Source organism: Bradyrhizobium sp. USDA 327, assembly GCF_041262065.1.
Lineage (GTDB): Bacteria > Pseudomonadota > Alphaproteobacteria > Rhizobiales > Xanthobacteraceae > Bradyrhizobium > Bradyrhizobium liaoningense.
In genome coordinates, this window is sequence record NZ_JBGCCW010000001.1 from 5783055 (window position 1) to 5806839 (window position 23785).

Genomic DNA, 23785 nt, shown 5'->3' on the forward strand with positions numbered 1-23785 from the left:
ATCTCGGACTATCAGCGCTTGGTGATCACGGCTTCCAGATATTCGCTGTGCACCACGATCGTGCCGTCGTCGGCGTGGTTGAACTCCCCGAGCAGCGCCAGCAGATCGCGCTTCAGCGCGGCCTGGCCGTTCTCGTCGAGCGCGGCAAACGCCTTCAGCGTAGGCCCGTAGAAGGTCTTGAAGATGTCGAGCCAGTGGTCCGGCGAGCGATAGCGGAACACGAACATGCGTGGCTCGGCGACAATCTCGGAAGCCTGGCTTCCGAACATCTCGTCCAGCCGCGCAGCCGTGCCCCACAGCGCCGGAGACTTCACCCCCGCCGGCGGCGGCAAATGCTTGCCGATCGTCTTGAACAGCTGGCCGATGAAACCTTGTGGCGTCCAGTTGGCGAGGCCGATTTTGCCGCCGGATCTGCAGACCCGCGCGAGCTCGGAGGCGGCCTTGTCCTGATCCGGCGTGAACATCACGCCGAAGGTCGAGAGCACGACGTCGTAGCTGGCATCGGCAAACGGCAACGCTTCGGCATCCGCCTCGCGGAACTCGACCATGAGGTGTTCGGCCGCCGCGCGCTCGCGCCCGCGCTTGAGCAATGCCGGCACGTAGTCGGTAGATGTGACGTCACACCAGCGCCGCGCCGCGGCCAGCGTCGCATTGCCGTTGCCGGCGGCGACGTCGAGCACCTTGCTGCCGGCGCGCAAGTCGATTGCCTCACAGAGCTGTTCGCCGACGATCTGCAAGGTGGTGCCGACAACGGCATAGTCGCCCGACGACCAGGCGCCGTGCTGGCGCTGCTTGACGGCGGCAAGATCAGGTTGGGCTACGGTTGGCTTCAGCGCTGCGGATGTCGACATGGGCAATCTCCTGCGGTTGAAAACGCCGGGACGATAGGGCGCATGCGGCCCGCTGGCCTTGAGAGCGGCGTTATTTTACGCTGAGAACGCCTTGATTTCCCGACGGGAGCCGAGGAGAACGCGTGACATTTCAGTTTGAGGATTTCCTGCTCGATCCCGAGCGCCGCGAATTGCGGCACGCGGACACGCTCGTCGCGCTCGAACCCCAGGTGTTTGATCTCCTGACCCACCTCGTCCGCAACCGCGACCGCGTGGTGACACGGGACAACCTGCTCGACGCGGTCTGGAACGGCCGCATTGTTTCGGACTCGACGCTAACCAGCCGGATCAACGCGGCGCGCCGTGCGGTCGGCGATTCCGGCGAGGCGCAGCGGCTGATCCGCACGGTCGCGCGCAAGGGCGTGCGCTTCATCGGCGAGGTGTCCGAACTCTCCGCCGCCGCGAGACCGGCTGCTGCGAGCCCGCCGTCCGAGGCAGCTCCAACAGGGCTGCCACTTCCCGACCGTCCCGGGATCGCGGTGCTGCCCTTCACCAATATGAGCGGCGAGGCCGAGCAGGATTATTTCTCCGACGGCATCAGCGAGGATATCATCACCGCGCTTTCGAAGCTGCGCTGGTTCTTCGTCATCGCGCGCAACTCCTCCTTCATCTACAAGGGTCGCGCAGTTCACCTCCGCCGGATCGCCGAAGAGCTCGGCGTGCGCTATGTCGTTGAAGGCAGCGTCCGCAAGGACGGCGATCGCGTCCGCATCACCGCGCAGCTCAACGACGTCGCCAGCGGCAGCCATCTCTGGGCCGAACGCTATGATCGCGAACTCGCCGACGTCTTCGCGGTGCAGGACGAGATCACCGAACGCATCGTTGCCGCCATCGAGCCGCAGCTCTATGCCGCGGAGAGTTTTCACGCGGAACGCAAGCCGCCCGACAGCATGGACGCCTGGGACCTCGTGATGCGCGCGCTCTCGCATTACTGGCGGGTGACGCGGCAGGATCATGTCGTCGCACAAGCGCTGCTCGAAAAGGCCATCTCGCTCGATCCAAACTACGGCAAGGCGCTCGGCCTGCTCGGCACCAGCTATATGTTCACGGCGCATATGGGCTGGATGGAGATGGCCGCGGCGGTATTCCTCGCCGAGCGCGCAGCGCGGGCGGCGATCCGCGCCGATGACGAGGACGCCTGGGCGCACAACGCACTGGGCCATGTGCATCTGTTCGCACGCCGGTTCGAGCATTCGCTGGCCGAGTTCGAGGCGGCGTTACGGCTCAATCCGAACTTCGCGCTGGCCCAGGGCTACCATGGGCTGGCGCTGAGCTATTGTGGCCGCTGGCAGGATGCCGAAGAGGCCGCGCGCCGGGCGATCCGCCTCAGCCCGCGCGACCCATATGCGCCGGTCTATTTCGGCATCGCCGCCTATGCCCGCTTCCTTGGCGGTGACTATGCTGAGGCGATCCGGCTTGCGCAGGAGGCCTTGCGCCAGCGCAGCGACTTCGTCGGCGCACACCGGGTGGTGACCGCGGCCGCCGGCATGGACGGGCAGATGGAGATGGCCCATGCGGCCCTGAAGGAACTCCGCCGCGCCCAGCCGAACGTCTCGCTCGCCTGGATCGCCGAGTTCATGCCGATCAAGCTCGCCCCTGACCGCGACCGCTACCTCGAAGGCTTTCGCCGGGCGGGCCTGACATAGGCCGCAAGACAGTCGCTATCCCCTCGAATCAACAATGATGCTAGGGTCACGCATTGCTTGGGGGAGCATGAGGCGTGACGGGTTGGAGCGCGACCCGTGTTTTCCCGGTGAGGCAGTCAGCTCTTGAGGCATAACGCGCGGCATGATTCGCATTTCGACGATCTTCATCGCCATCTGCATGGTCCTGGTCGCGGCCTCGCTCGGGCTCGTGCTGTATTCGGTCGCCGGCATCAGCGGAACGGAATCGGCCATCGTCGCGCTGACGGCGCTGACGTTCCTGATCCTCTACAATGCGGTGTCGATGCGGCTGCGCGACCGCAGCGACGTCGGCGGCCAGATCGCCGACCTCTCGCGGGGCACCGCCGACCTCGCCCGCCAGGTGGCCGAGTTCGGGCGCCGGCTTGCCGCGATCGAGGGCCGCATCGCCTCGTCCAATTCGGCCAACTCCGACCGCGTCCAGTCGGTCATCGGCGAGATCAACGAACTCGGCGGATTGGTCAGGCAGCTTGCCACCACCGTGTCGGCCCATGAGGATCTGCTGGCCGGCAACGCGCCGGCTCCCGCCCCGGTCACGAGGTCTGAGCCGGAGACGCCGATCGATCTGGCTGCCCCCTTCGAGGAGAAGCCGGTCGCCGCTCCCCCGCTGCCCGCGCCGCCCCGGCCGGCACCGGCGGTCCAGGCCCAGCCCGCCACCCCGGTTCAGACCGGCAACGGACGCAGCCAGACCCAGTTGCTGGCGACGCTGCGCAATGCAATCGACGAGAACCGCATCGACATATTCCTGCAGCCGATGGTGACGCTGCCGCAGCGCAAGGTGCGGTTCTACGAGGCGGTGACGCGCCTGCGCGACGAGCGTGACCAGCTGATCACCGCCGAGGAGTTCATCAGCATCGCGGAAGCCTCCGGCCTGATCGGGCGCATCGACAACATGGTGATGCTGCGCTGCGTGCAGGTGCTGCGGCGCCTGATGGTGCGCAACAAGGACGTCGGCGTGTTCTGCAACCTCGCAGCCTCCACGCTCGGCAATTCCACCACCTTCGCGCAATGCCTCGACTTCCTCGAAGCCAACCGGGCGCTGGCGCCCTCCCTGGTGCTGGAGTTCAAGCAGTCGACGTTCCGCAATCTCGGCCCCGCCGAGACCGAGAATCTCGCGGCGCTCGCCCAGCGCGGCTTCCGTTTCTCGATCGACCATGTCACGGATCTGCGCATCGAGCCGCGCGAACTGGCCGATCGCGGGGTACGCTTCATCAAGGTGCCGGCCACGCTGCTGCTCGATCCCAGGCAGGCCTCGACCTCGGACATCCACCCCTCCGATCTCTCCGACCTGCTCGGCCGCTTCGGCATCGACCTGATCGCCGAGCGGATCGAAGGCGAGCGCGCGGTGGTCGACCTGCTCGACTACGATGTGCGCTTCGGACAGGGGTTCCTGTTCGCGCCGCCGCGGCCATTGCGGCCGGAGGGGGCATCTGCTACCGCCGGGGCCCCGCCGAACCAGACGAAAGACATTCAGGGACCTCATGGCTCCGGCACACCCAGCTCAGGCGCGACGTCTTCTGCGCCTCCGCCACAACGCATCACCGGCAACGCGGCGCTCGCGCGCCGCATCTGATCGGCCGCGCAGATCATGACCACGCTGCATTTTGCCGAAGGCCTGCGCGAGCTCGTGGGCGGTGTGGACGTCGTGCTCAGCGACATCTGGGGCGTGGTCCATAACGGGCTGGAATCCTTCCCCGAAGCCTGCGAGGCGCTGCACACCTATCGCAGCCGCGGCGGTACGGTGATCCTGATCACCAACGCGCCGCGCCCGGCCGACTCCGTGCAGCGGCAATTGCGCAAGCTCGGTGTCCCCGATGAGACCTATGACGCGATCGTATCTTCAGGCGACCTGACAAGGCTCTATGTCGCCGAGCATCCCGGCCGCAAGATGTTCTGGCTCGGCCCCGAGCGCGACAACTCGATCTACCGCGGCCTCGATGCGGTGACCGCGCCGCTGGAGGAAGCCGACTACATCGTCTGCACGGGCCTCTATGACGACGAGACCGAGACGGCGGAAGACTATCGCGGCATGATGCTGAAGGCACGCGAGCGCAAGCTGACGCTGGTCTGCGCCAACCCCGACATCGTGGTGGAACGCGGCGACCGGCTGATCTATTGCGCCGGCGCGATCGCGGAGCTCTACCGCGAGCTCGGCGGCGAGGTGATCTTCTACGGCAAGCCGCACCGGCCGATCTACGAGCGCGCCATGGCACTCGCCGGGGAACGCCAGGGCAACCAGATCGACCGCAAGAAGGTGCTGGCGATCGGGGATTCCGTCCGCACCGACCTGACCGGCGCGCGCGAATTCGGCATCGACTGCCTGTTCGTGACCCGCGGCATCCATGCCGAGGAGTTCGAGGGTCTTGACCAGCTCGACCCGACGTCGGTCATGGAATTGTTCGGCCACCCGCCGAAGGCGCTGATGCGCGAATTGAAGTGGTAGAAAATGCTGTGCCCCGGACGCAGCGCGAAGCGCTGCAGAGCCGGGGTCCAGAAGCCGCAAGTGATATCGTGGATAGACTGGGTCCCGGCTCAGCGTCGCGTCACTGGCGTGCCGCTCCTTGTCCGGGACACCAAAGCGCTTACGCGCTCGCCATGTCCGGGAAGACCGCCTCGATCTTGGTCTTCAGCGTCGCCGCATTGAACGGCTTGACGATGTAGTTGTTCACGCCGGCCTTCTTGGCCGCGATCACGTTCTCGGTCTTGGATTCTGCCGTGATCATGATGAAAGGCGTGGTGGCGAGGTTCGGATCCGCGCGGACTTCGCGCAGGAGGTCGTAACCCGTCATCGGCTCCATGTTCCAGTCGGAGATCACGAGCCCGTACTTCTTGCCACGCATCTTGTTCAGCGCTGCCGAACCGTCGCTGGCATCATCGATGTTCTCGAAGCCAAGCTGCTTCAGCAGATTCCGGATGATACGGATCATGGTGCTGTAGTCATCTACCACCAGAACCGGCATCGACAAATCAACCGCCATCTCGACTCCCCCAACGCAAACCCAGGAATATTAGGATCAGACCTGCCAAGCCGGAGCCCGGCAGTTCCACGCCTCAAGGACTAGCATCAAGGCGTTAAACAGCGCGTTAATTGCGGGCATCGCCAAAGGACTGAAATCGTGTTCAATCTCTGCGCTCCCCCCGCTTGACTCCGTCAGGCCGGTCGCGCCACGGTCCGGGCCGGTCCTGCCCGGTTCGAGAATTTCCCCTGATGGCTCCGCCTTTTACCGTTATCCGCGACACAACGCCGGATTCCGCGATTCCGAGGGGCGCCGTGGTCGCCATGGGCAATTTCGACGGCGTTCATCTTGGCCATCGCGCCGTGATCGCGGCAGCGCTGGAGATGGGCCGAACGCATGGCCGCCCTGCACTGGCATTGACCTTCGAGCCGCATCCGCGGCGGTTTTTCAGCCCCAACACCCCGCAATTCCGCCTGACGGACGAGCGGGCCAAGCTGCGGCTGTTGGCCGGCACCGGGCTGGCCGGCGCCGTGGTCATGACCTTCGACAAGGCGCGTGCCGGAACCAGCGCGCAAGATTTCATTCACCATGACCTGATCGGGCGCCTCGGCGTCAGCGGCATCGCGGTCGGTTACGACTTCCATTTCGGCAAGGGGCGGGTCGGCTCGCCGGGCCTTCTCGTCAACGAGGCGCCGCGGCTCGGCATCGAGGTCGACGTGCAACCGCATGTCGATATCGACGAGCGGCCCGTCTCCTCCAGCGCGATCCGGATCGCCCTCGCCGAGGGCCAGCTCGACGACGCGACCACCATGCTGGGCGCACCCTGGTTCATTACGGGCGAGGTCATCCATGGCGAAAAGCGCGGCCGCAACCTCGGCTATCCCACCGCCAACATTCGCCTGGACGCCAATTGCGGGCTCAAGCACGGCATCTACGCGGTGCGGGTCGGCCGCGGTGCCGAACGTCTGGACGGGGTGGCCAGCTTCGGCCGCCGTCCGACCTTCGACAATGGCGCCCCGCTCCTGGAGATCTTCCTGTTCGACTTCAAGGGCGACCTCTACGGGCAGCTGCTCGACTGCGCCTTCATCGGCTTCATCCGCGAAGAGCTGAAATTCGACAGCCTGGAGGCCCTGATCCGCCAGATGGACGACGATTCCGCCCGCGCCCGCGCCATCCTGGCCGGCGCCCCGGACGCGTTTCCGAGGCTGGGCGTGATCGATTGAGCCCGAAACCGGGCCACCCGAACCTTTGCGCTTCCCTTAGCCCCCTGCTATGGAGAGCCCATGTTTGCGCGGCGCATCATAGGGATTAGCGGCCCGGCTTCCGCCTGAGCCTTTGGCTCGGCGCAAGACCGGGATTTTGTCGTTTCACTCCCGCGATTCCGCATCGCCATCCGTTCCCGCGCCCTTCCGAGCCAGTCAGCCTCATGTCCGAAAAGCCGCAGAAGTCCCAAAAGTCTGAAGCCAAAGACTATTCGAAAACCCTATTCCTGCCGCAGACCGAATTCCCGATGCGTGCCGGCCTGCCGCAGCGCGAGCCGGAGATCCTCAAGCGCTGGTACGAGATCGGCCTCTACGAAAAGCTGCGCCAAGCTGCGAAGGGCCGCGCCAAGTTCGTGCTGCATGACGGCCCGCCCTACGCCAACGGCAACATCCATATCGGCACGGCGCTGAACAAGATCCTGAAGGATCTCGTCACCAAGAGCCAGCAGATGCTCGGCTTCGACTCCAACTACGTGCCGGGCTGGGACTGCCACGGCCTGCCGATCGAGTGGAAGGTCGAGGAGGAGCACTACCGCAAGAAGGGCAAGCAGAAGCCCGACTTCCGCGACAGCGCTGCAATGATCGATTTCCGGAAAGAGTGCCGCGCCTATGCCACGCACTGGCTCGGCGTCCAGCGCGAGGAGTTCAAGCGCCTGGGGGTGATCGGCGACTGGGACCATCCCTACGCCACCATGAGCTATCCCGCCGAAGCCCAGATCGCACGGGAGCTGATGAAGTTCGCCGCCAACGGCACGCTCTATCGCGGCTCCAAGCCGGTGATGTGGAGCGTGGTCGAGAAGACCGCGCTGGCCGAAGCCGAAGTGGAGTACGAGGACCACACCTCCGATACGGTGTGGGTGAAATTCCCGGTGACCTCGCCCGCGCACGGTGCGCTCGCCTCCGCAAGCATCGTGATCTGGACCACCACGCCATGGACGCTGCCCGGCAACCGCGCCATCTCGTTCTCGCCGAAGATCGCCTACGGCCTCTACAAGGTGACGGAGGCGCCCGCCGACAATTGGGCCAAGACCGGCGATCTCCTGATCCTCGCCGACGCGCTCGCGGAAGAAGTCTTCAAGCAGGCGCGCGTGACGGCTTTTGAGAAGGTCCGCGAGGTCCCCGGCGACACCATGGACGCGATCGAATGCGCTCATCCGCTGAAGGGCCTTGGCGGCGGCTATGACTTCGTCGTGCCGCTGCTGCCCGGCGACCATGTCACCGATGACACCGGCACCGGCTTCGTACACACGGCGCCCGGCCATGGCCGCGAGGACTTCGATGTCTGGACGGCGCAGGCGCGCGATCTCGATGCGCGCGGCATCAACACCGCGATCCCCTACACCGTCGACGAGAACGGCGCCTACACCGATCATGCGCCGGGTTTTGCCGGCAAGCGCGTCATCAACGACAAGGGCGAGAAGGGCGATGCCAACGAGGCCGTGATCAAGGCGCTCGTCGACAGAGGCATGCTGCTCGCGCGCGGCCGGCTGAAACATCAATACCCGCACTCCTGGCGATCCAAGAAGCCGGTGATCTTCCGCAATACGCCGCAATGGTTCATCGCGATGGACAAGCCGATTGTGGACGCCCCGGGCAAAGCCGGGGCTACGGACATCGCGATGGGCGGCAAGACGAAGAGCGGCGACACGCTGCGCGCCCGCGCGCTGCACGCGATCTCGGTGACACAATGGGTGCCGCCATCGGGCGAGAACCGCATCAACGGAATGATCGAGGCGCGGCCGGACTGGGTGATCTCGCGCCAGCGCGCCTGGGGCGTGCCGATCGCCGTGTTCGTGCGCGAGAAGGGCGACGGCTCCGCCGAAATCCTCCAGGACGAGGCCGTCAATGCGCGCATCGGTGAAGCGTTCGAGAAAGAAGGCGCCGACGCATGGTACGCGAAGGGAGCGCGCGAGCGCTTCCTCGGGACCCGCGCGAACGAAGACTGGCAGAAGGTCGACGACATCCTCGACGTCTGGTTCGATTCCGGCTCGACCCACGCCTTCGTGCTCGAAGACCCCGTGCATTTCCCGGGCCTCGCCGGCATCAAGCGCAAGGTCGACGGCGGCACCGACACGGTGATGTATCTGGAAGGCTCGGACCAGCACCGCGGCTGGTTCCACTCCTCGCTGCTGGAAAGCTGCGGCACGCGCGGACGCGCGCCCTACGACATCGTGCTGACCCACGGCTTCACCCAGGCCGAGGACGGCCGCAAGATGTCGAAATCGCTCGGCAACACCATCGAGCCGCAGGCCGTCATCAAGGAGTCCGGCGCCGACATCTTGAGGCTCTGGGTCGCATCCAGCGACTACACCGACGACCAGCGCATCGGCCCCGAGATCCTGAAGAACACCGTCGAGACCTATCGCAAGCTGCGCAACACCGTGCGCTGGATGCTGGGCACCCTGCATCACTACAAGCGCCGGCCGACGCCGTCGCGCCCGCCGAGATGCCCGAGCTGGAGCGCCTGATGCTGCACGAGCTCGCGGTGCGCGCCGCCGCGATCGGCAAGGCCTATCGGGAGTTCGACTACAAGAGCGTGGTCGCGATCCTGTCCGCCTTCCTGAACAGCGAGCTCTCCGCGTTCTACTTCGACATCCGCAAGGACACGCTCTATTGCGATCCGCCCTCTTCGCTGACGCGCAAGGCGGCGCTGACGACCATCGACCTGTTGTGCGCCTCGATCCTGAAATGGCTGGCGCCGATCCTCAGCTTCACCGCGGAGGAAGGCTGGCGCATGTACCGGCCCGACGCAGAGCCGTCCGTGCATCTGACGCTGTTCCCCACCGATCTCGAAGACCTGCGCGACGACAGGCTCGCCGCAAAATGGGAGACGATCCGCAACGTTCGCCGCGTCGTCACCGGGGCGCTCGAGCTCGAACGCGCCGCCAAGAACATCGGGTCCTCGCTCGAAGCCTCGCCGCGGTGATCTATGTCGCCGACCGCGACATGCTGATGACGCTGTTCGACACCGATCTCGCCGAGATCTGCATCACCTCGAACTACGAGGTGCGGGAGGGCGAGGCGCCGGCCTCGGCGTTCCGTCTCGATGCCGTGCCCGGCGTTGCGGTCGTGGTGGAGAAGGCGGTCGGCACCAAATGCGCCCGCTCCTGGAAGATTTCGCCGATGGTCGGCGAAGACCCTGAATACCCCGACGTCACCCCGCGCGACGCGAAGGCGCTGCGCGAATGGAAGGCGCTGGGGGTGAGCGTCTGATCCCGGACCATGACCCCGTTCCGCGCCGGCATCCTCTCAGCCCTGGTCACACTCGTGGCCGACCAGGCCTCGAAGCTGTGGCTCCTGAACGTGTTCGACCTCGCCCATCGCGGCGCGGTTCGGGTGACGCCATTCCTCGACCTGGTGCTGGCCTGGAACATCGGAATCAGCTTCGGCTGGCTCCAGAACGACAGCCAGGCAGCGCAGCTCGCGCTGATGGCCGTCAAAGGTATCGCGGTGGTGGCGCTGGCGATCTGGATGGCCCGCTCGCACACGGTGCTGGCTACGATCGCGCTTGGCCTGATCATCGGCGGCGCCATCGGTAACGGCATCGACCGCCTGGCCTATGGCGCCGTGGTGGATTTCGCCCTGCTCCACGTCGAGATCGCCGGAAAAACCTATAATTGGTATGTGTTTAACCTCGCGGACGTGGCCATCGTTGCTGGGGTGGCGGCGCTATTGTATGATTCCTTCTTGGGGGTACCCGCCGCAAAAGCGCCCTGATCCCGGCCGATACGGACCCGGCGGTGGAACCCGGCCTTTGCGAGGATGAGAGCCGCGTCCGCGCGGCGATCTGCCACAATATGGAACAGGTAAAGTAATGCGCAGCGCGATGACCAGCGATTCGATGGTGCGAGACCCCCGGTGGGGGCTCTGGCGGGCATTGAAATTGTCCGCTGTCGCACTTGGCATCGGTCTCATCATGTCGACCGGCGCGGCCCGCGCCGGTGACGACGACGAGGAAGACGATATGACCTTCGAAGAGAGGCTCATCGACAATCTGATGTCCGGCATCGGCGCCAAGAGCATGGAAAAGAAGGGTATCGAATACCGCGAGCGCTCGCCGCTGGTCGTGCCGCCCAAGCTCGATCTGCCGCCGCCTGCGACCGAAGCCAAGGCCGCGCCGAACTGGCCCAAGGACCCCGAAGAAAAGCGCCGCAAGGAAGCCATCGCCGCGCGCAAGAAGGCCAACAAGGTGCAGGAAAGCTGGCAGGCGGCCCAGCCGCTGACCCCTGCCGAGATGAAGGCCGGCCAGGTCGCGGCAGCGCCTCGCACCAGCAACGATCCGATTCAGCCGGGCACCAACGGCAACCCCTCGCTGAGCCCCGCCGAACTCGGTTTCACCGGCGGTCTGTGGAACATGATGAAGGGCGGCAACAGCTCCGAGTCCAAGGAGTTCACGTCGGAGCCGCCGCGCCAGTCGCTGGTCGAGCCGCCGCCGGGCTACCAGACGCCGTCGCCGAACTACGCCTATGGCGCCGGGCCGGACAAGTCACGGCGGATGTATTACGACATCATGTCCGGCAAGGAGAAGGAACAATAGCGTTCCTGTCCACTGCGACATCCTGACAAAAGCGAGGCCGGCGCCGGCGCCTCCCTGCGCGCCCGGCGCAGCCGTAAATTGCCTATCAGTAACTTGCCTACGAGATGCGTTCTCTGCTTCGTGACGCGAAGCCTCAGCCGCACGGTGTAGCATGCCGTGCCTCCGAGCCGGACATCCGGGCTCGGCCTTTCAAAAGGATCATGATGTCCTCTTACCGATCGGCTGCCTGCCTCCTTGCCGCGCTGCTTTCGACGAGTGTCCTCTCAGCCGGCACGTCCCTCGCCCAGACCACGGTAACTTCGGCTCCGCCAGCCAGCTTCACGCTCAGCAACGGCATGCAGGTGGTGGTAATCCCCGATCACCGCACGCCCGTCGTCACCGAGATGATCTGGTACAAGGTCGGCTCGGCGGACGAGACGCCAGGCAAATCCGGGCTCGCGCACTTCCTCGAACACCTGATGTTCAAGGGCACCTCGAAGCATCCGGCCGGAGAATTTTCCCAGACCGTGCTTCGCGTCGGCGGCAACGAGAACGCCTCGACCTCGGTCGACTACACCAATTACTACCAACGTGTGCCGAAAGAGCAGTTGCCGACCATGATGGAGTTCGAGGCCGACCGCATGACAGGCCTCGTCCTCAAGGACGAGAACGTGCTGCCCGAGCGCGACGTCGTGCTCGAAGAGTACAACATGCGCGTCGCCAACAATCCGGATGCGCGGCTGAACGAGCAGATCATGGCCGCGCTCTATCTCAACCATCCCTACGGGCGTCCGGTGATCGGCTGGCATCAGGAGATCGAAAAGCTCGATCGCGAGGATGCGCTTGCCTTCTATCGCCGCTTCTATGCGCCGAACAACGCGATCCTGGTGATCGCCGGTGACGTCGACGCCGCCGAAATCCGCCCGCTGGTCGAACGCAATTTCGGCTCCATCCCGGCGCAGCCCGCCATCCCGGCACGCCGCGTCCGTCCGCAGGAGCCGGAGCCCGCCGCCCCGCGCACGGTCACGCTGGCCGACCCGCGCGTCGAGCAGCCGAGCATGCGGCGCTACTATCTGGTGCCCTCCGCGACCACGGCGGCAGCCGGCGAGAGCGCGGCCCTCGACGTGCTGGCGCAGCTGATGGGCAGCGGCAGCAATTCCTATCTCTACCGCGCGCTCGTCGTCGACAAGCCGCTCGCGGTTTCCGCCAACGCCAGCTATTCGAGCATCTCGCTCGACCCGACCCAGTTCGCGATCTCGGCCGCGCCGAGGTCCGGCGTCAGCTTCGCAGAAGTGGAGCAGGCGGTCGACGGCGTCATTGCCAGCGTTGCACAGAACCCGATCCGCGCCGAGGATCTGGAACGCGTGAAGACCCAGCTCATCGCCGAGGCGATCTATGCCCAGGACAACCAGGCGGTGCTGGCGCGCTGGTACGGCGGCGCGCTGACCACGGGCCTGTCGATCGAGGACATCAGGAGCTGGCCCGACCGTATCCGCGCCGTCACCGCCGAGCAGGTTCGCGCCGTCGCGCAGAAATGGCTCGAGAAGAAGCGCTCGGTGACGGGCTATCTGATCAAGGACACCGCTGCCGCCAAGCGCGAGGAGAAGCGTTCGTGACCTATCCCTTCTTTCGACGCGTTGCATTCTCCCTTGCCACCGGCGCGACGTTCGCGCTCGCCGCAATCTCGCCGTCACATGCCGCTGCAAAAATCCAGCACCTGATCTCGCCCGGCGGCATCGAAGCCTGGTTCGTGCAGGACGCGACCGTGCCGCTGATCGCGATGGAATATTCCTTCGCCGGCGGCTCGTCGCAGGACCCAAAGGACAAGCCGGGCGTCGCCAATCTGGTCGGCGATCTCCTCGACGAAGGCTCCGGCGATCTCGACTCCAAGACGTTCCATGAGCGGCTCGACCGCCGTGCCATCGAGCTCTCCTTCAACGCCACCCGCGATACGTTTCGCGGCAGCCTGCGCATGCTGCGCGACAACAAGGACGAGGCCTTCGACCTGCTCAGGGGCGCGCTGACCTCGCCGCATTTCAACACCGCCGACGTCGAACGCATCCGCTCGCAAGTCATCTCGGGCCTGCGCCGCGAGACCACCAACCCGACCTCGCTGGCGAGCCGCAAGTTCCTGGAAGTCGCCTTCGGCGAGCATCCTTACGGCCGGCAGACCAACGGCAACCTCGACAGCGTGCCGACCATCACGGTCGCCGACATGAGGGACTATGTCGGCCGCGTCCTCGCCAAGGACGGGCTGAAGATCGCGGTCGTCGGCGACGTCGATCCGGCGACCCTGGGCAAGCTGCTCGACCACACATTCGGCAGCCTGCCTGCCAAGGCCAATCTGACGCCGGTTCCCGACGTCGAGGCTGCGAAGCCGCCGCAACGCACCTTCGTGACGCTCGACGTGCCGCAAACCGTGATCACCTTCGGCGGCCCCGGGGTGAAGCGCAGCGATCCGAACTTCATGGCGGCCTATGTCGTCAACCACATCCTCGGCGGCGGCGGATTGTCCTCCCGGCTCTATCGCGAGGTCCGCGAGAAGCGCGGGCTGGCCTATTCGGTGTTCGAATCGCTGCTCTGGATGGAGCATTCGGCGATCTTCATCGGCAACACCGGCACGCGCGCCGACCGCGCCGGCGACACCATCGACGCCATCGAGAAGGAGGTGCGCCGCATGGCCGAGGAGGGCCCGACGCAGAAGGAGCTCGACGAGGCCAAGTCCTACCTCAAGGGCTCGCAGATGCTGGCGCTCGACACCTCTTCCAAGCTGGCACAGGCGCTGCTGCAGTATCAGCAGGACAAGCTGCCGATCGACTATATCGAGAAGCGCAACGCCATCGTCGACGCCGTGACGCTGGACGACGCCAAGGCGGCCGCCAAGCGCCTCTGGGGCCAGGGGCTGCTGACCGTCATTGTCGGCCGCGCCCCGCAGGCCGCGGCCCAACCCGCGGCTGCGACGCCGAAGTCGAACTGATCTCTTCTCCTTGCGCGTCCTGAATGGCCGGGCCCTGCCCGGCCATTTGCGTTTGTAGGAGCACCATTGCCGAACCTGAATGTCCGCGATATGTCCAGACATCACGGGTGGTGCCTACATGCTGCGGATATCCCGCAATCTCGTCATCGACGAGGACGACATCGAGATTGGCTTTGTCCGCGCCTCCGGCCCGGGCGGGCAGAACGTCAACAAGGTCGCGACCTCGGCACAGCTGCGCTTCGACACGCGCAAGCTGACCTTGCCGGAGGACGCGGCCCTGCGGCTTGCGCGCCTTGCCGGCCAACGCATGACCAAGGACGGTGTCATTGTGATCCAGGCGCAGCGCTTCCGCACCCAGGAGCGCAACCGCCAGGATGCCATCGACCGTCTCACGGAGATGCTGCGCGAGGCGATGATCAGGCCGACGCCGCGGCGCGCGACGCGGCCGACCTTCGCCTCCAAGCAGCGCCGGCTCGAGGGCAAGAAGCGCCGCAGTGACGTCAAGGCAGGACGCGGCCGGAGCTTCGACGACTAACTGGCGCGGCAAAGAGCTCCGGCCGCGAGGCGACCGGAGCTTTGCCGATTCACCCGGCGCGACTAAAGCGCGATGCGATTAGGATGAATCGTCATCGCGCTTTAGGTTGTTGTTTAAGCATGATCTTTTCGGAAAACCGCTGCGCACTTTTCCGGATCATGCTTTAGTAACGTTTGGACGGGGCTGCGCCGCCCGTCGCGGCATCGTCGGCCGTTCCCTTGTGTGCAGCGCTGCCGGTGGTACCGACCGTGCCCCTGCTGCCTTTGGTCGACTTCATACCGGTCTTCTCACCCGCCGCGCCCGCCTGCGGACTCATTTCTTCGTCGCCGCTGCCCATGGTGCTGCCCTGCATCGGTTTGCTCTGCACGCTGCCGCCTGTCTTGGCAGGCGGCGCGCCTTGCGCGAGCACGGGCGTAGCAACGAGAGCCGATAGAGCGCATGCGATCATCGAGGTCTTGGCCAACTTCATCCATTTCTCCTGGATTCTTTCGCGAGGAACGGCTCGGCGGCTCCCACGCCGCTCATCTGCGCCGGCCATGTCATCGCGTTGAGAGTTCGAGCGGCGTGATCGTCATGGAATCCGGATGGTGTGGTGATCGTTTAGGGATTTGACGGCGGTTTCGCGGAATTGTGCTCCGCATATAAGGCGCCGCGGAACATCACGCGCCCCATACGTTTCCGCTTGCCGCGAAACAGCCCGCTACTACCACCACGTCTTTGACGCCGACTAGAGTTTGCACACGCTGGATTTGACGTGGATGAGCGAGCTCTTGGCGATACGCACGATCGTGCTGGGATTGTGCACCGCGATGGTGCTGATGGCGCGAGGCGCCGACGCGCAGATGCCGCTGCCGGCGGCAAAGCCGCCGGATGGCGCGACGCTGTTCAAGCAGCAATGCGCAGTGTGCCATACCACCAATCTGTCGGATCCGATGCGACAAGGTCCGCCGCTGGTCCGGATCGTGGGCCGCGCTGCCGGCAAGGTCGAAGGCTTTCATTATTCAGACGGTCTCGCCAAAGCTGACTTCACTTGGGACGAGGCCCGGCTGGACGCGTGGCTGGCCAATCCGCAAGCCGTCATCCCTGGTGTGATCATGGCCTATCGGCAGGCCAGGCCCGAGACACGCGCCGCCATCATCACTTACCTCAAGGAGCTGAACTGAATGGCAAAGCCGGTCCATTCCATGATCCGCGTGCTGGAGGAGGCGCGCTCGCTCGACTTCTACAAGCGTGCCTTCGGCCTGGAGGTGACCGACCATTTGAAGTTCGCGGATTTCGCCCTGATCTATCTGCGTCACCCCTCCTCGCCTTTCGAGGTCGAGCTGACGGTGAATTTCGATCGCAAGGAGCCATACCAACTCGGCGACGGCTACGGCCATCTCGCCGTGGTGGTTGAAGACATCGATGCCGAGCATGCCCGCTTCGAACGCGAAAAGCTCGCACCGGGCCCCTTACGCGACTTCAAGCACGACGGCCGAACATTGGCGCGCTTCTTCTTCGTCAGTGATCCCGATGGCTACAAGATCGAGGTGATCCAGCGGGGCGGCCGTTTCAACTGACCAAACCAAAATCAAAAATCCACGGAGGACATGCCATGAGAGAAATCGATCGTCGAAGCAAGCACAGCCGCCGCGTCTTTCTCAAGGGCGCGGCGACCGCCGTGCCGGTCGCGGCCGTTGCGACCAGCGTCGGCGTCAGCATCGATGACGCCTGGGCCGAAGAGACGAGCGCGCTCTCGCCCGCGACGATGAAGACGCTGCTGAAGGTCGCGCGTGACATCTATCCGCACGACGTGCTCGGCGACAGCTATTACATCACCGCGGTCAAGCCCTGGGACGGCAAGGCGGCGAAGGATCCCGCCGTCAAATCGCTGATCAGCGACGGCATTGCGCGGCTCGATCAGAACGCGCGCGACCGCCACAAGGTGCCTTATGTCGAAGTGGCCTGGGAAGCCGACCGCGTGGTGCTCCTGAAGGAGATCGAGCAAAGCGACTTTTTCCAGAAGGTGCGCGGCGATCTCGTCGTCTCGCTCTACAACCAGAAAGAGGTGTGGCCGCGGTTCGGATATGAGGGCTCCTCCGCCGAGCTCGGCGGCTACATCAACCGCGGCTTTGCCGACATCGACTGGCTACCGAAGGCTTAGATCGTCACCCAACGGTTCAGGAGAACGCATATGGCAAAATTCGATCTGAACGACTCCGGCGTTGTGGTGATCGTCGGCTCCGGCGCCGGCGGCGGCACGCTGGGCAACGAACTCGCGCAGAAAGGCGCTAAGGTCGTCATTCTCGAGGCAGGCCCCCGCATCGAGAACCACGACTTCATCAACGACGAATGGGAGAGCTTCTCCCAGCTCGCCTGGACCGATGCGCGCACCACGTCGGGCACCTGGCGCGTCGCCAAGGATTTTTCCGGTCTTCCCGCCTGGATCGTCAAGGCGGTCGGCGGCTCGACCGTGCACTGGGCCGGCGCCTCGCTGCGCTTCGACGAGCACGAGTTCAGGGTGAAGAGCACCTACGGCAACATTCCCGGCGCAAACCTCCTGGACTGGCCGGTCACGCTTGCCGAGATGGAGCCGTGGTACGCCAAGGCCGAGAACAAGATGGGCGTGACTCGGACAAACGGCATTCCCGGACTTCCCGGCAACAATAATTTCAAAGTGCTGGAGGCCGGCGCCAGGAAGCTCGGCTACAAGACCGTGCACACCGGCAACATGGCGATCAACAGTCAGCCGCGCGACGGACGAGGCTCGTGCCAGCAGATCGGGTTCTGCTTCCAGGGCTGCAAATCCGGCGCCAAATGGTCGACGCTCTACACCGAGATCCCCAAGGGCGAGGCAACCGGCAATCTCGAGGTCCGCCCCGGCAGCATGGTGGTGAAGATCGAGCATGACGCAAGCGGCAAGGTCACCGGTGTCGTCTACGCTGACGAGCAAGGCGCGATGCAGCGTCAGAAGGCACGCATCGTTGCGGTGGCCGGCAACTCCATCGAGAGCCCGCGGCTGCTGCTCAACAGCGCCTCGCCCATGTTCCCCGATGGCCTCGCCAACTCCAGCGGTCAGGTCGGCCGCAACTACATGCGTCACATGACCGGCAGCGTCTACGCGGTGTTCGAGAAGTCGGTGCACATGTATCGCGGCACCACCATGGCCGGCATCATCCGCGACGAGGCCGCCAACAACCCCAAGCGCGGCTTCGTCGGCGGCTACGAGATGGAGACGCTGTCGATCGGCTTGCCGTTCATGGCGGCGTTCCTCAACCCCGGCGCCTGGGGACGCTCGTTCACGTCTGCCCTCGACGGTTATCCCAGGATGGCCGGCATGTGGCTGGTCGGCGAGGACATGCCGCAGGAGACCAATCGCATCACGCTCGATCCGGTCGTGAAGGACAAGTTCGGTCAGCCGGTCGCGAGCGTGCATTTCGACGACCATCCCAACGATGTCGCGATGCGCGCGCATGCCTACAAGCAGGGCGCCGCGGTCTACGACGCTGTCGGCGCTACCGTGACCTATCCGACGCCGCCCTATCCGAGCACGCACAATCTCGGCACCAACAGGATGAGCGAAAAGCCCCGGGACGGCGTCGTCAACAAGTTCGGACAGAGCCACGACATCAAGAACCTGTTCGTCTCCGATGGCAGCCAGTTCACCAGCGGCGCGGCCTGCAACCCGACGCTGACCATCGTCGCGCTCGCGATCCGGCAGGCGGACTACATCGCCGGTGCGATGCAAAAGAAGGAGATTTGATCTCACCTGGCATTGCCAGGACGGCATTGAGGAGAGATTGCGTGTTCACACGCTAAGGTGTCGTCCCCGACTGGTGCGCGATTGCGCGCCCGGCCGGAGCGGCATCGAGAATGCGGGTGTGGCCCTCGCTGTAGAGACTATTCGGCCGCGTCGAGAATGGGCGCAACAATTGCCTTGAACTCCCGGACCGGCGCAACACTTCGAGATCGATAGATCAGACAGGAGCAGCGCAGCAGCGAGGCGAAATTGTTGACCTCGCCATGATGGTCGAGCACCTCGTTGTAGAGCGTGGTCAGGAACTTGCCGAGGCTCATGCTCTCCTTGGCCGCGATCTCCTCCAGCGTGTCCCAGAACGCCATTTCCAGGCGGATCGACGTGCAGTGCCCACCGATCCGCAAAGACCGTGTCTGGGATTCGTAGTCGCGTTGGGGCTGATGCGCGAAGAGATGGCACATGGCGTCCTCCCGTCCTGTTGCCGTTTTTTCACGATGCTACACCGCTGCCCGGCGCCTCACAATCACAACCACGGCCGAAAGCCGGCGCATCGACGCCGCGCATTGTTCCGAACGCCCAATGTCTTCAATGTGATAGGGGGCCTTCTTCCCCAACCGTCACGCGACTGTTGCCCAACACATGCTTTTGACGCAACACGGCATAGAATAGCACTCTCAGCGAATCCAAGACCGAGCCCCGATCGAATTCATGCCCGTCCGTCAATTGCCAGAACAGGTCGTCAACCGCATCGCCGCCGGCGAGGTGGTCGAACGTCCGGCGAGCGTGGTCAAGGAGTTGGTCGAGAACGCCATTGATGCCGGCGCGAGCCGGATCGACGTCTTCACCGACGGCGGCGGGCGGCGGCGGATCGGCATTACCGACGACGGCAGCGGCATGACCGCAAAGGACCTCTCGCTCGCGGTCGAGCGCCACGCCACCTCCAAGCTCGACGACGAGGACCTGCTCCAGATCCGCACCCTCGGGTTCCGCGGCGAGGCCCTGCCCTCGATCGGTTCGGTGGCGCGGCTGTCCATCACCACGCGACATGCCGGCGAACCGCATGCCTGGGCTCTCACGGTCGAGGGCGGCGAGAAGTCCGAGATCATGCCGGCGGCGCTGGCCCACGGCACCCGCGTCGAGGTTGGCGACCTCTTCTATGCGACGCCGGCGCGACTGAAGTTCTTGAAGACCGACCGCACCGAGGCGGAGGCCATCCGCGAGGTGGTGCGGCGCCTCGCCATGGCGCGGCCGGACATTGCCTTCACCCTCGCGGGCGAGGAGCGCGCGCCGGTGACCTGGGCCGCCGCCCTGCCCGGCGCCGCCGGACGGCTGACGCGGCTCGGCGATATTCTGGGAGCCGAATTCCGCAGCCACGCCATCGAGGTTCATGCCGAGCGGGAGGGCGTCGTGGTCGCCGGCTATGCCGCAGCGCCCGCGCTGACCAAGGCCAACGCGCTCGGGCAATATCTCTTCGTCAATGGCCGCCCGGTGCGTGACAAGCTCATTCTCGGCGCCGTGCGCGGGGCCTATTCCGACTATCTGCCGCGCGATCGCCATCCGGTGCTGGCGCTGTTCGTCGCGCTCGATCCGCGCGAGGTCGATGCCAACGTGCATCCGGCCAAGACTGAGGTGCGCTTCCGCAACGCCGGCCTCGTGCGCGCACTGATCGTGCACGGGCTGAAGGAGGCGCTGGCGCGGGAGGGCCGGCGCACGGCCGCAAACAGCGGCGAGAGCGCACTAGCCTCGTTCCGGCCCGCCTTCGCGCCGCCCCGCCCGGCAAGCTGGGACTGGCGCGCCTCACCATCCGTCCCGATCGCGCCGATGCCGTCCTTCGAAGGCGCTGCGGCGCCCGCCTTCGCCGAGCGCGCGCAGGCCGCCTTCGACGTCGGCGCGCCCAGCGCGGACGTGCGGTTCGAATCGCAGCCAACCGGCGACCTCGTCGATCGCCCGCTGGGCGCAGCGCGCACGCAGATCCACGAGACCTACATCGTCTCGCAGACCCGCGACGGCCTGATCATCGTCGATCAGCATGCCGCGCATGAGCGCATCGTCTACGAGCGGCTGAAGGCCTCGCTGGCTGCCAACGGCGTGCAGCGGCAGATCCTCCTGATCCCCGAGATCGTCGAGATGGACGAGGCGACCGTCGAGCGCCTGCTCGAGCGCAGCGACGAGCTCGCCTCGTTCGGCCTCGCCATTGAATCCTTCGGCCCCGGCGCGGTCGCGGTGCGCGAGACGCCGTCGCTGCTCGGCAAGACCAATGCCGGCGGCCTCTTGCGCGATCTCTCCGAACACATGGCCGAGTGGGACGAGGCGCTGCCGTTGGAGCGCCGTCTGATGCACGTCGCCGCCACCATGGCCTGCCACGGCTCGGTGCGGGCCGGCCGAAGGTTGCGGCCGGAGGAGATGAACGCCCTGCTCCGCGAGATGGAGGAGACGCCGAACTCCGGCCAGTGCAATCACGGCCGGCCGACTTATGTCGAGTTGAAGCTGTCCGATGTGGAGAAGCTGTTCGGGCGGAGGTAGCCCAGATGCGGTAGAATCTCCTACGATCTCTACGGCTTCCTCAAGAACACAAACTCCGTATCGTCATACGCACGCCGCTCCAGCTCCTCGTATCCTTCCGGCGTCACGAACTGCGCGGCCTTCGCCTCCTCCACCACCAGCAGCGCGCCCGGCGTCAGCCAGCCGCCGTCGCGCAGGCTCGCGAGCGCCTTCTCCGCAAATCCCTTGCCATAGGGCGGATCGAGGAACACCAGCGAGAATGGCTCGACGGGATGCGCAGGGCCGAGATCGGTGGCATCGCGGCGATAGACCTTGGTGACGCCGCCGAGGCCGAGCGCCTCGACATTATTACGGAGCAGCGCACGCGCCTCGGCACCGTTGTCGACGAACAGCGTGAACTTGGCGCCGCGCGAGGCCGCCTCGATGCCGAGCGCCCCGGTGCCGGCGAAGAGATCGAGCACGCGCGCGTCCTCGATCGGATCGCCATAGGCGTGCACGAGGATGTTGAACACGGACTCGCGCAGGCGATCCGCCGTGGGGCGTATGTCGCGCGAGGACGGTGAGGCCAGATTTCGCCCCTTCAAACGACCGCCGACGACGCGCAAGTCAGTCCTCCCGCGGCGTCAGGTCGCGCTTGCCGTGATAGCCGCGCTTGGGACGGCGTGGCGGGCCATGGCCGGCCGCCTCCATCTCGTTGCGCTCGCGCGCCTCCTCGCTGCCGGTGCGCTGCACCAGCACGCGGCGGCCCTTGCGGTCGCTGATCACGGCGCGCTTGCTGGCAGGCTTGTTCTCGCGGGACGCATCGTCATCGGCCGCAGACGATTTCTGCGGCACGTCGAACTGCGCCCCCGATTTCTCGATCACCTTGTCGCCGAGCTGCTCGCGCAGCACGCGCGAGCGGACCTCCTCGACTTGACCTTCAGGGATCTCGCCGAGCTGGAACGGGCCGTAGGAGACGCGGATCAGCCTGTTCACCTCGAGCCCGAGATGGGCGCAGACATTGCGCACCTCGCGGTTCTTGCCCTCGCGGATCGCGAACACCAGCCAGACATTGGCGCCCTGGTCGCGCTCGAGCGTCGCCTCGATCGGACCGTACTTGACGCCTTCGATCTCGATGCCGTTCTTGAGCTCGTCGAGCTGCGCCTGCGTGACGTCGCCATGGGCGCGAACGCGATAGCGGCGCAGCCAGCCGGTGTCGGGCAGCTCGAGCGTGCGCGCCAGCCCGCCGTCATTGGTGAGCAGCAACAGGCCCTCGGTGTTGAAGTCGAGCCGGCCGACACTGATCAGGCGCGGCAGGCCTTCGGGCAGATTGTCGAACACGGTCGGACGCCCCTCGGGGTCGTCATGCGTCGTCATCAGCCCGCGCGGCTTGTGGTAGAGGAACAGCCGGGTGCGCTCACGCTCCGGCAACGGCTTGCCGTCGACCGTGACGACATCGTTCGAGGTGACGTCGAGCGCCGGCGAATTGATCACGCGGCCGTTGACGGTGACGCGGCCCTGCGTGACCATCTCCTCGGCATCGCGGCGCGAGGCGAGGCCCGCACGCGACAGCACCTTGGCGATGCGCTCGCCGGCCTTCTTCGGCTTCGGCTCTTCTTCCCGTCGCGGCCGGCGATCGAAATCACGATCCCGCTCGCGATAGGCGCCGCGGCCGCCGAAGGCCGGGCGCTTCTCGAAGATCCTGCCGTCGTCCTCGTTCTCACGGCGCGGACGATCGCCAAAGCGGCCTTCGTTGCGCGGATGCTCGTGCCAGTCGGAACGGCCCTCCGAGCGCTCGCGAGGACGGTTGAATTTCGGACGGTCGCCGCCGCGCTCGCCATCGGCGTCGCGACGGGGCCGATCGAATTTCGGACGATCATCGCGCGGGCGATCGAATTTGGGCCGCTCGCGGAACGGACGTTCGCCCGACGGACGATCGTCGCGCGAACGCGAGAACCTGGGACGGTCCTCGCCGCCTTCGCGCTTCTGCCAGGGCTTGTCCCCGCTGCGGTCACGGTCGCCAAAATCCTTGCGCGGGCCCTTGCTAAAGTCCTTGCGCGGCGGCCGGTCGCCGCGCGGTGCTGCGTCGCGCTTCTGCCAGGGTTTGGACTCGCTGCGCTCGCCACCGCGCGGGCGGTCGCCAAAATCACGCGGACGATCGCTGCGATCGGGCGCGCCCCGCGAGAACTTCCGCTCGCCGTCGAACTTGCGGTCCGGACGGTCGCCACGCGGCGTATAGGGCCGCTTGTCGCCAAACTTCTTGTCGCCGAACCGGCCGGCCGGACGGGAGTCGTCGCGATTCCGGCTGGGCGGCGGGCGGTCGCCGCCATAGGACGGACGATCACCGCGCGGCTTGAACGGCCGCTTCTCGCCATCGCGCGAGGTGCGGTCGGAGAACGGACGGTCGCCGCGCGTCTTGAAGCTGCGCTCGCCGCGCCCCTCACCACCACGGTCGTCACGCTTGAATTTCGGACGGTCGCTGAAATCGCGGCGCGGGGCATCGCCCTCCTCGCGGCGGCGGAACGGACGATCCCCGCGGTCGGCACGAGGCGGACGGCTGTCGCGGTCGCCACGGGGCGGGCGGGCGTCGCCCCTGCCCTCAGGGCCGCGCTTGGCGAACTTCTTCTCGGGACCACGCGGCTTGCCGGACCGGCCCTTCGGCGGGCCTCGCCGGCCGCGGGAATCGTTGTCTTTGTCGCTGTCGCGAGGCATGAATATTCTCACTTAGGGGGTGGCCAGAAAGCATTGT

Annotated in this window: 20 protein-coding genes and 1 pseudogene; 15 read left to right on the forward strand and 6 right to left on the reverse strand. The window is 65.8% G+C overall.

Annotated features, from left to right (window positions below; translation table 11 throughout):
* Window positions 1-11: 11 nt before the first annotated feature.
* Complete coding sequence (locus ABIA42_RS27325; protein ID WP_271532001.1) at window positions 12-851, reverse strand: class I SAM-dependent methyltransferase; 840 nt, start codon at window positions 849-851, stop codon at window positions 12-14.
* Between the two features lie 122 nt (window positions 852-973).
* Here ABIA42_RS27325 and ABIA42_RS27330 point away from each other — a divergent pair, with 122 nt between their 5' ends.
* From ABIA42_RS27330 to ABIA42_RS27340, 3 genes are all read left to right on the forward strand, one after another.
* Window positions 974-2536 (forward strand): winged helix-turn-helix domain-containing tetratricopeptide repeat protein, encoded by a 1563-nt coding sequence (locus tag ABIA42_RS27330; RefSeq protein WP_370119286.1) that lies wholly within the window; start codon window positions 974-976, stop codon window positions 2534-2536.
* 142 nt (window positions 2537-2678) lie between these two features.
* Window positions 2679-4145, forward strand: a complete 1467-nt coding sequence (locus tag ABIA42_RS27335) for an EAL domain-containing protein (RefSeq protein WP_370119283.1) — start codon at window positions 2679-2681, stop codon at window positions 4143-4145.
* Window positions 4146-4160: 15 nt separating this feature from the next.
* The gene (locus tag ABIA42_RS27340) at window positions 4161-5015 is read left to right on the forward strand and encodes a TIGR01459 family HAD-type hydrolase (protein WP_271531996.1); all 855 of its coding nucleotides are present in this window, start codon (window positions 4161-4163) and stop codon (window positions 5013-5015) included.
* Window positions 5016-5154: 139 nt separating this feature from the next.
* Here the strand turns inward: ABIA42_RS27340 and ABIA42_RS27345 are convergent, their stop codons facing one another.
* Window positions 5155-5550, reverse strand: coding sequence for a response regulator (locus tag ABIA42_RS27345; RefSeq protein WP_008567674.1), 396 nt, complete (start codon window positions 5548-5550; stop codon window positions 5155-5157).
* A gap of 230 nt (window positions 5551-5780) precedes the next feature.
* Between ABIA42_RS27345 and ABIA42_RS27350 the strand changes: the two genes are divergently transcribed.
* The 7 genes and pseudogenes from ABIA42_RS27350 (at window position 5781) to arfB (ending at window position 14819) form a co-directional block, all read left to right on the forward strand.
* Window positions 5781-6752 carry a bifunctional riboflavin kinase/FAD synthetase gene (locus tag ABIA42_RS27350; protein ID WP_370143673.1) on the forward strand — a complete coding sequence of 324 codons (972 nt, stop codon included), beginning with the start codon at window positions 5781-5783 and terminating at the stop codon, window positions 6750-6752.
* A 203-nt stretch (window positions 6753-6955) separates the two neighbouring features.
* A pseudogene (ileS, locus tag ABIA42_RS27355) lies at window positions 6956-10004 on the forward strand (isoleucine--tRNA ligase).
* 9 nt (window positions 10005-10013) lie between these two features.
* On the forward strand, window positions 10014-10508 hold the full coding sequence (lspA, locus tag ABIA42_RS27360; RefSeq protein ID WP_370119278.1) for a signal peptidase II: 495 nt from the start codon (window positions 10014-10016) through the stop codon (window positions 10506-10508).
* A 97-nt stretch (window positions 10509-10605) separates the two neighbouring features.
* The gene (locus ABIA42_RS27365) at window positions 10606-11328 is read left to right on the forward strand and encodes a hypothetical protein (RefSeq protein ID WP_370119276.1); all 723 of its coding nucleotides are present in this window, start codon (window positions 10606-10608) and stop codon (window positions 11326-11328) included.
* Window positions 11329-11528: 200 nt separating this feature from the next.
* Entirely contained in the window at window positions 11529-12923 is a 1395-nt protein-coding gene (locus ABIA42_RS27370) for a M16 family metallopeptidase (RefSeq protein WP_370119273.1), read from the forward strand.
* A complete protein-coding gene (locus ABIA42_RS27375; protein WP_271531987.1) occupies window positions 12920-14284 on the forward strand; it encodes a pitrilysin family protein in 1365 nt (454 codons plus the stop codon). Before ABIA42_RS27370 ends, ABIA42_RS27375 begins: the two co-directional genes overlap by 4 nt.
* Window positions 14285-14402: 118 nt before the next feature.
* Window positions 14403-14819 (forward strand): alternative ribosome rescue aminoacyl-tRNA hydrolase ArfB, encoded by a 417-nt coding sequence (gene arfB / locus ABIA42_RS27380; RefSeq protein ID WP_028176613.1) that lies wholly within the window; start codon window positions 14403-14405, stop codon window positions 14817-14819.
* 163 nt (window positions 14820-14982) lie between these two features.
* On the opposite strand, the gene ABIA42_RS27385 is transcribed toward arfB, so the two are convergent.
* Window positions 14983-15288 carry a hypothetical protein gene (locus ABIA42_RS27385; protein ID WP_271531983.1) on the reverse strand — a complete coding sequence of 102 codons (306 nt, stop codon included), beginning with the start codon at window positions 15286-15288 and terminating at the stop codon, window positions 14983-14985.
* Window positions 15289-15595: 307 nt separating this feature from the next.
* Between ABIA42_RS27385 and ABIA42_RS27390 the strand changes: the two genes are divergently transcribed.
* The 4 genes from ABIA42_RS27390 to ABIA42_RS27405 are packed head-to-tail and all read left to right on the forward strand — an operon-like array spanning window position 15596 to window position 18561.
* The gene (locus tag ABIA42_RS27390; RefSeq protein ID WP_194394053.1) at window positions 15596-15982 is read left to right on the forward strand and encodes a cytochrome c family protein; all 387 of its coding nucleotides are present in this window, start codon (window positions 15596-15598) and stop codon (window positions 15980-15982) included.
* Complete coding sequence (locus ABIA42_RS27395) at window positions 15983-16378, forward strand: VOC family protein (RefSeq protein WP_061877409.1); 396 nt, start codon at window positions 15983-15985, stop codon at window positions 16376-16378.
* Window positions 16379-16413: 35 nt separating this feature from the next.
* Entirely contained in the window at window positions 16414-16962 is a 549-nt protein-coding gene (locus ABIA42_RS27400; RefSeq protein WP_239621136.1) for a gluconate 2-dehydrogenase subunit 3 family protein, read from the forward strand.
* Between the two features lie 30 nt (window positions 16963-16992).
* Entirely contained in the window at window positions 16993-18561 is a 1569-nt protein-coding gene (locus ABIA42_RS27405) for a GMC family oxidoreductase (protein WP_370119267.1), read from the forward strand.
* A 137-nt stretch (window positions 18562-18698) separates the two neighbouring features.
* On the opposite strand, the gene ABIA42_RS27410 is transcribed toward ABIA42_RS27405, so the two are convergent.
* Window positions 18699-19016 (reverse strand): ribbon-helix-helix domain-containing protein, encoded by a 318-nt coding sequence (locus ABIA42_RS27410; RefSeq protein ID WP_194391492.1) that lies wholly within the window; start codon window positions 19014-19016, stop codon window positions 18699-18701.
* 247 nt (window positions 19017-19263) lie between these two features.
* Here ABIA42_RS27410 and mutL point away from each other — a divergent pair, with 247 nt between their 5' ends.
* Window positions 19264-21078, forward strand: a complete 1815-nt coding sequence (mutL, locus tag ABIA42_RS27415; protein ID WP_370119263.1) for a DNA mismatch repair endonuclease MutL — start codon at window positions 19264-19266, stop codon at window positions 21076-21078.
* A gap of 29 nt (window positions 21079-21107) precedes the next feature.
* Here the strand turns inward: mutL and rsmD are convergent, their stop codons facing one another.
* On the reverse strand, window positions 21108-21662 hold the full coding sequence (gene rsmD, locus ABIA42_RS27420; RefSeq protein WP_319338906.1) for a 16S rRNA (guanine(966)-N(2))-methyltransferase RsmD: 555 nt from the start codon (window positions 21660-21662) through the stop codon (window positions 21108-21110).
* A 1-nt stretch (window position 21663) separates the two neighbouring features.
* Window positions 21664-23748, reverse strand: a complete 2085-nt coding sequence (locus ABIA42_RS27425) for a pseudouridine synthase (protein WP_370119260.1) — start codon at window positions 23746-23748, stop codon at window positions 21664-21666.
* Between the last annotated feature and the right edge of the window lie 37 nt (window positions 23749-23785).

Bases quoted from the DNA above. Each gene is read 5' to 3' on its own strand.
- ABIA42_RS27345 (WP_008567674.1), bottom strand. From the start codon at position 5,550: ATGGCGGTTGATTTGTCGATGCCGGTTCTGGTGGTAGATGACTACAGC.
- lspA (WP_370119278.1), top strand. From the start codon at position 10,014: ATGACCCCGTTCCGCGCCGGCATCCTCTCAGCCCTGGTCACACTCGTG.
- ABIA42_RS27400 (WP_239621136.1), top strand. From the start codon at position 16,414: ATGAGAGAAATCGATCGTCGAAGCAAGCACAGCCGCCGCGTCTTTCTC.
- ABIA42_RS27340 (WP_271531996.1), top strand. From the start codon at position 4,161: ATGACCACGCTGCATTTTGCCGAAGGCCTGCGCGAGCTCGTGGGCGGT.
- arfB (WP_028176613.1), top strand. From the start codon at position 14,403: ATGCTGCGGATATCCCGCAATCTCGTCATCGACGAGGACGACATCGAG.
- ABIA42_RS27410 (WP_194391492.1), bottom strand. From the start codon at position 19,016: ATGTGCCATCTCTTCGCGCATCAGCCCCAACGCGACTACGAATCCCAG.
- ABIA42_RS27350 (WP_370143673.1), top strand. From the start codon at position 5,781: ATGGCTCCGCCTTTTACCGTTATCCGCGACACAACGCCGGATTCCGCG.
- ABIA42_RS27335 (WP_370119283.1), top strand. From the start codon at position 2,679: ATGATTCGCATTTCGACGATCTTCATCGCCATCTGCATGGTCCTGGTC.
- ABIA42_RS27405 (WP_370119267.1), top strand. From the start codon at position 16,993: ATGGCAAAATTCGATCTGAACGACTCCGGCGTTGTGGTGATCGTCGGC.
- ABIA42_RS27325 (WP_271532001.1), bottom strand. From the start codon at position 851: ATGTCGACATCCGCAGCGCTGAAGCCAACCGTAGCCCAACCTGATCTT.
- ABIA42_RS27385 (WP_271531983.1), bottom strand. From the start codon at position 15,288: ATGAAGTTGGCCAAGACCTCGATGATCGCATGCGCTCTATCGGCTCTC.
- ABIA42_RS27425 (WP_370119260.1), bottom strand. From the start codon at position 23,748: ATGCCTCGCGACAGCGACAAAGACAACGATTCCCGCGGCCGGCGAGGC.
- mutL (WP_370119263.1), top strand. From the start codon at position 19,264: ATGCCCGTCCGTCAATTGCCAGAACAGGTCGTCAACCGCATCGCCGCC.
- ABIA42_RS27370 (WP_370119273.1), top strand. From the start codon at position 11,529: ATGATGTCCTCTTACCGATCGGCTGCCTGCCTCCTTGCCGCGCTGCTT.
- ABIA42_RS27395 (WP_061877409.1), top strand. From the start codon at position 15,983: ATGGCAAAGCCGGTCCATTCCATGATCCGCGTGCTGGAGGAGGCGCGC.
- ABIA42_RS27365 (WP_370119276.1), top strand. From the start codon at position 10,606: ATGCGCAGCGCGATGACCAGCGATTCGATGGTGCGAGACCCCCGGTGG.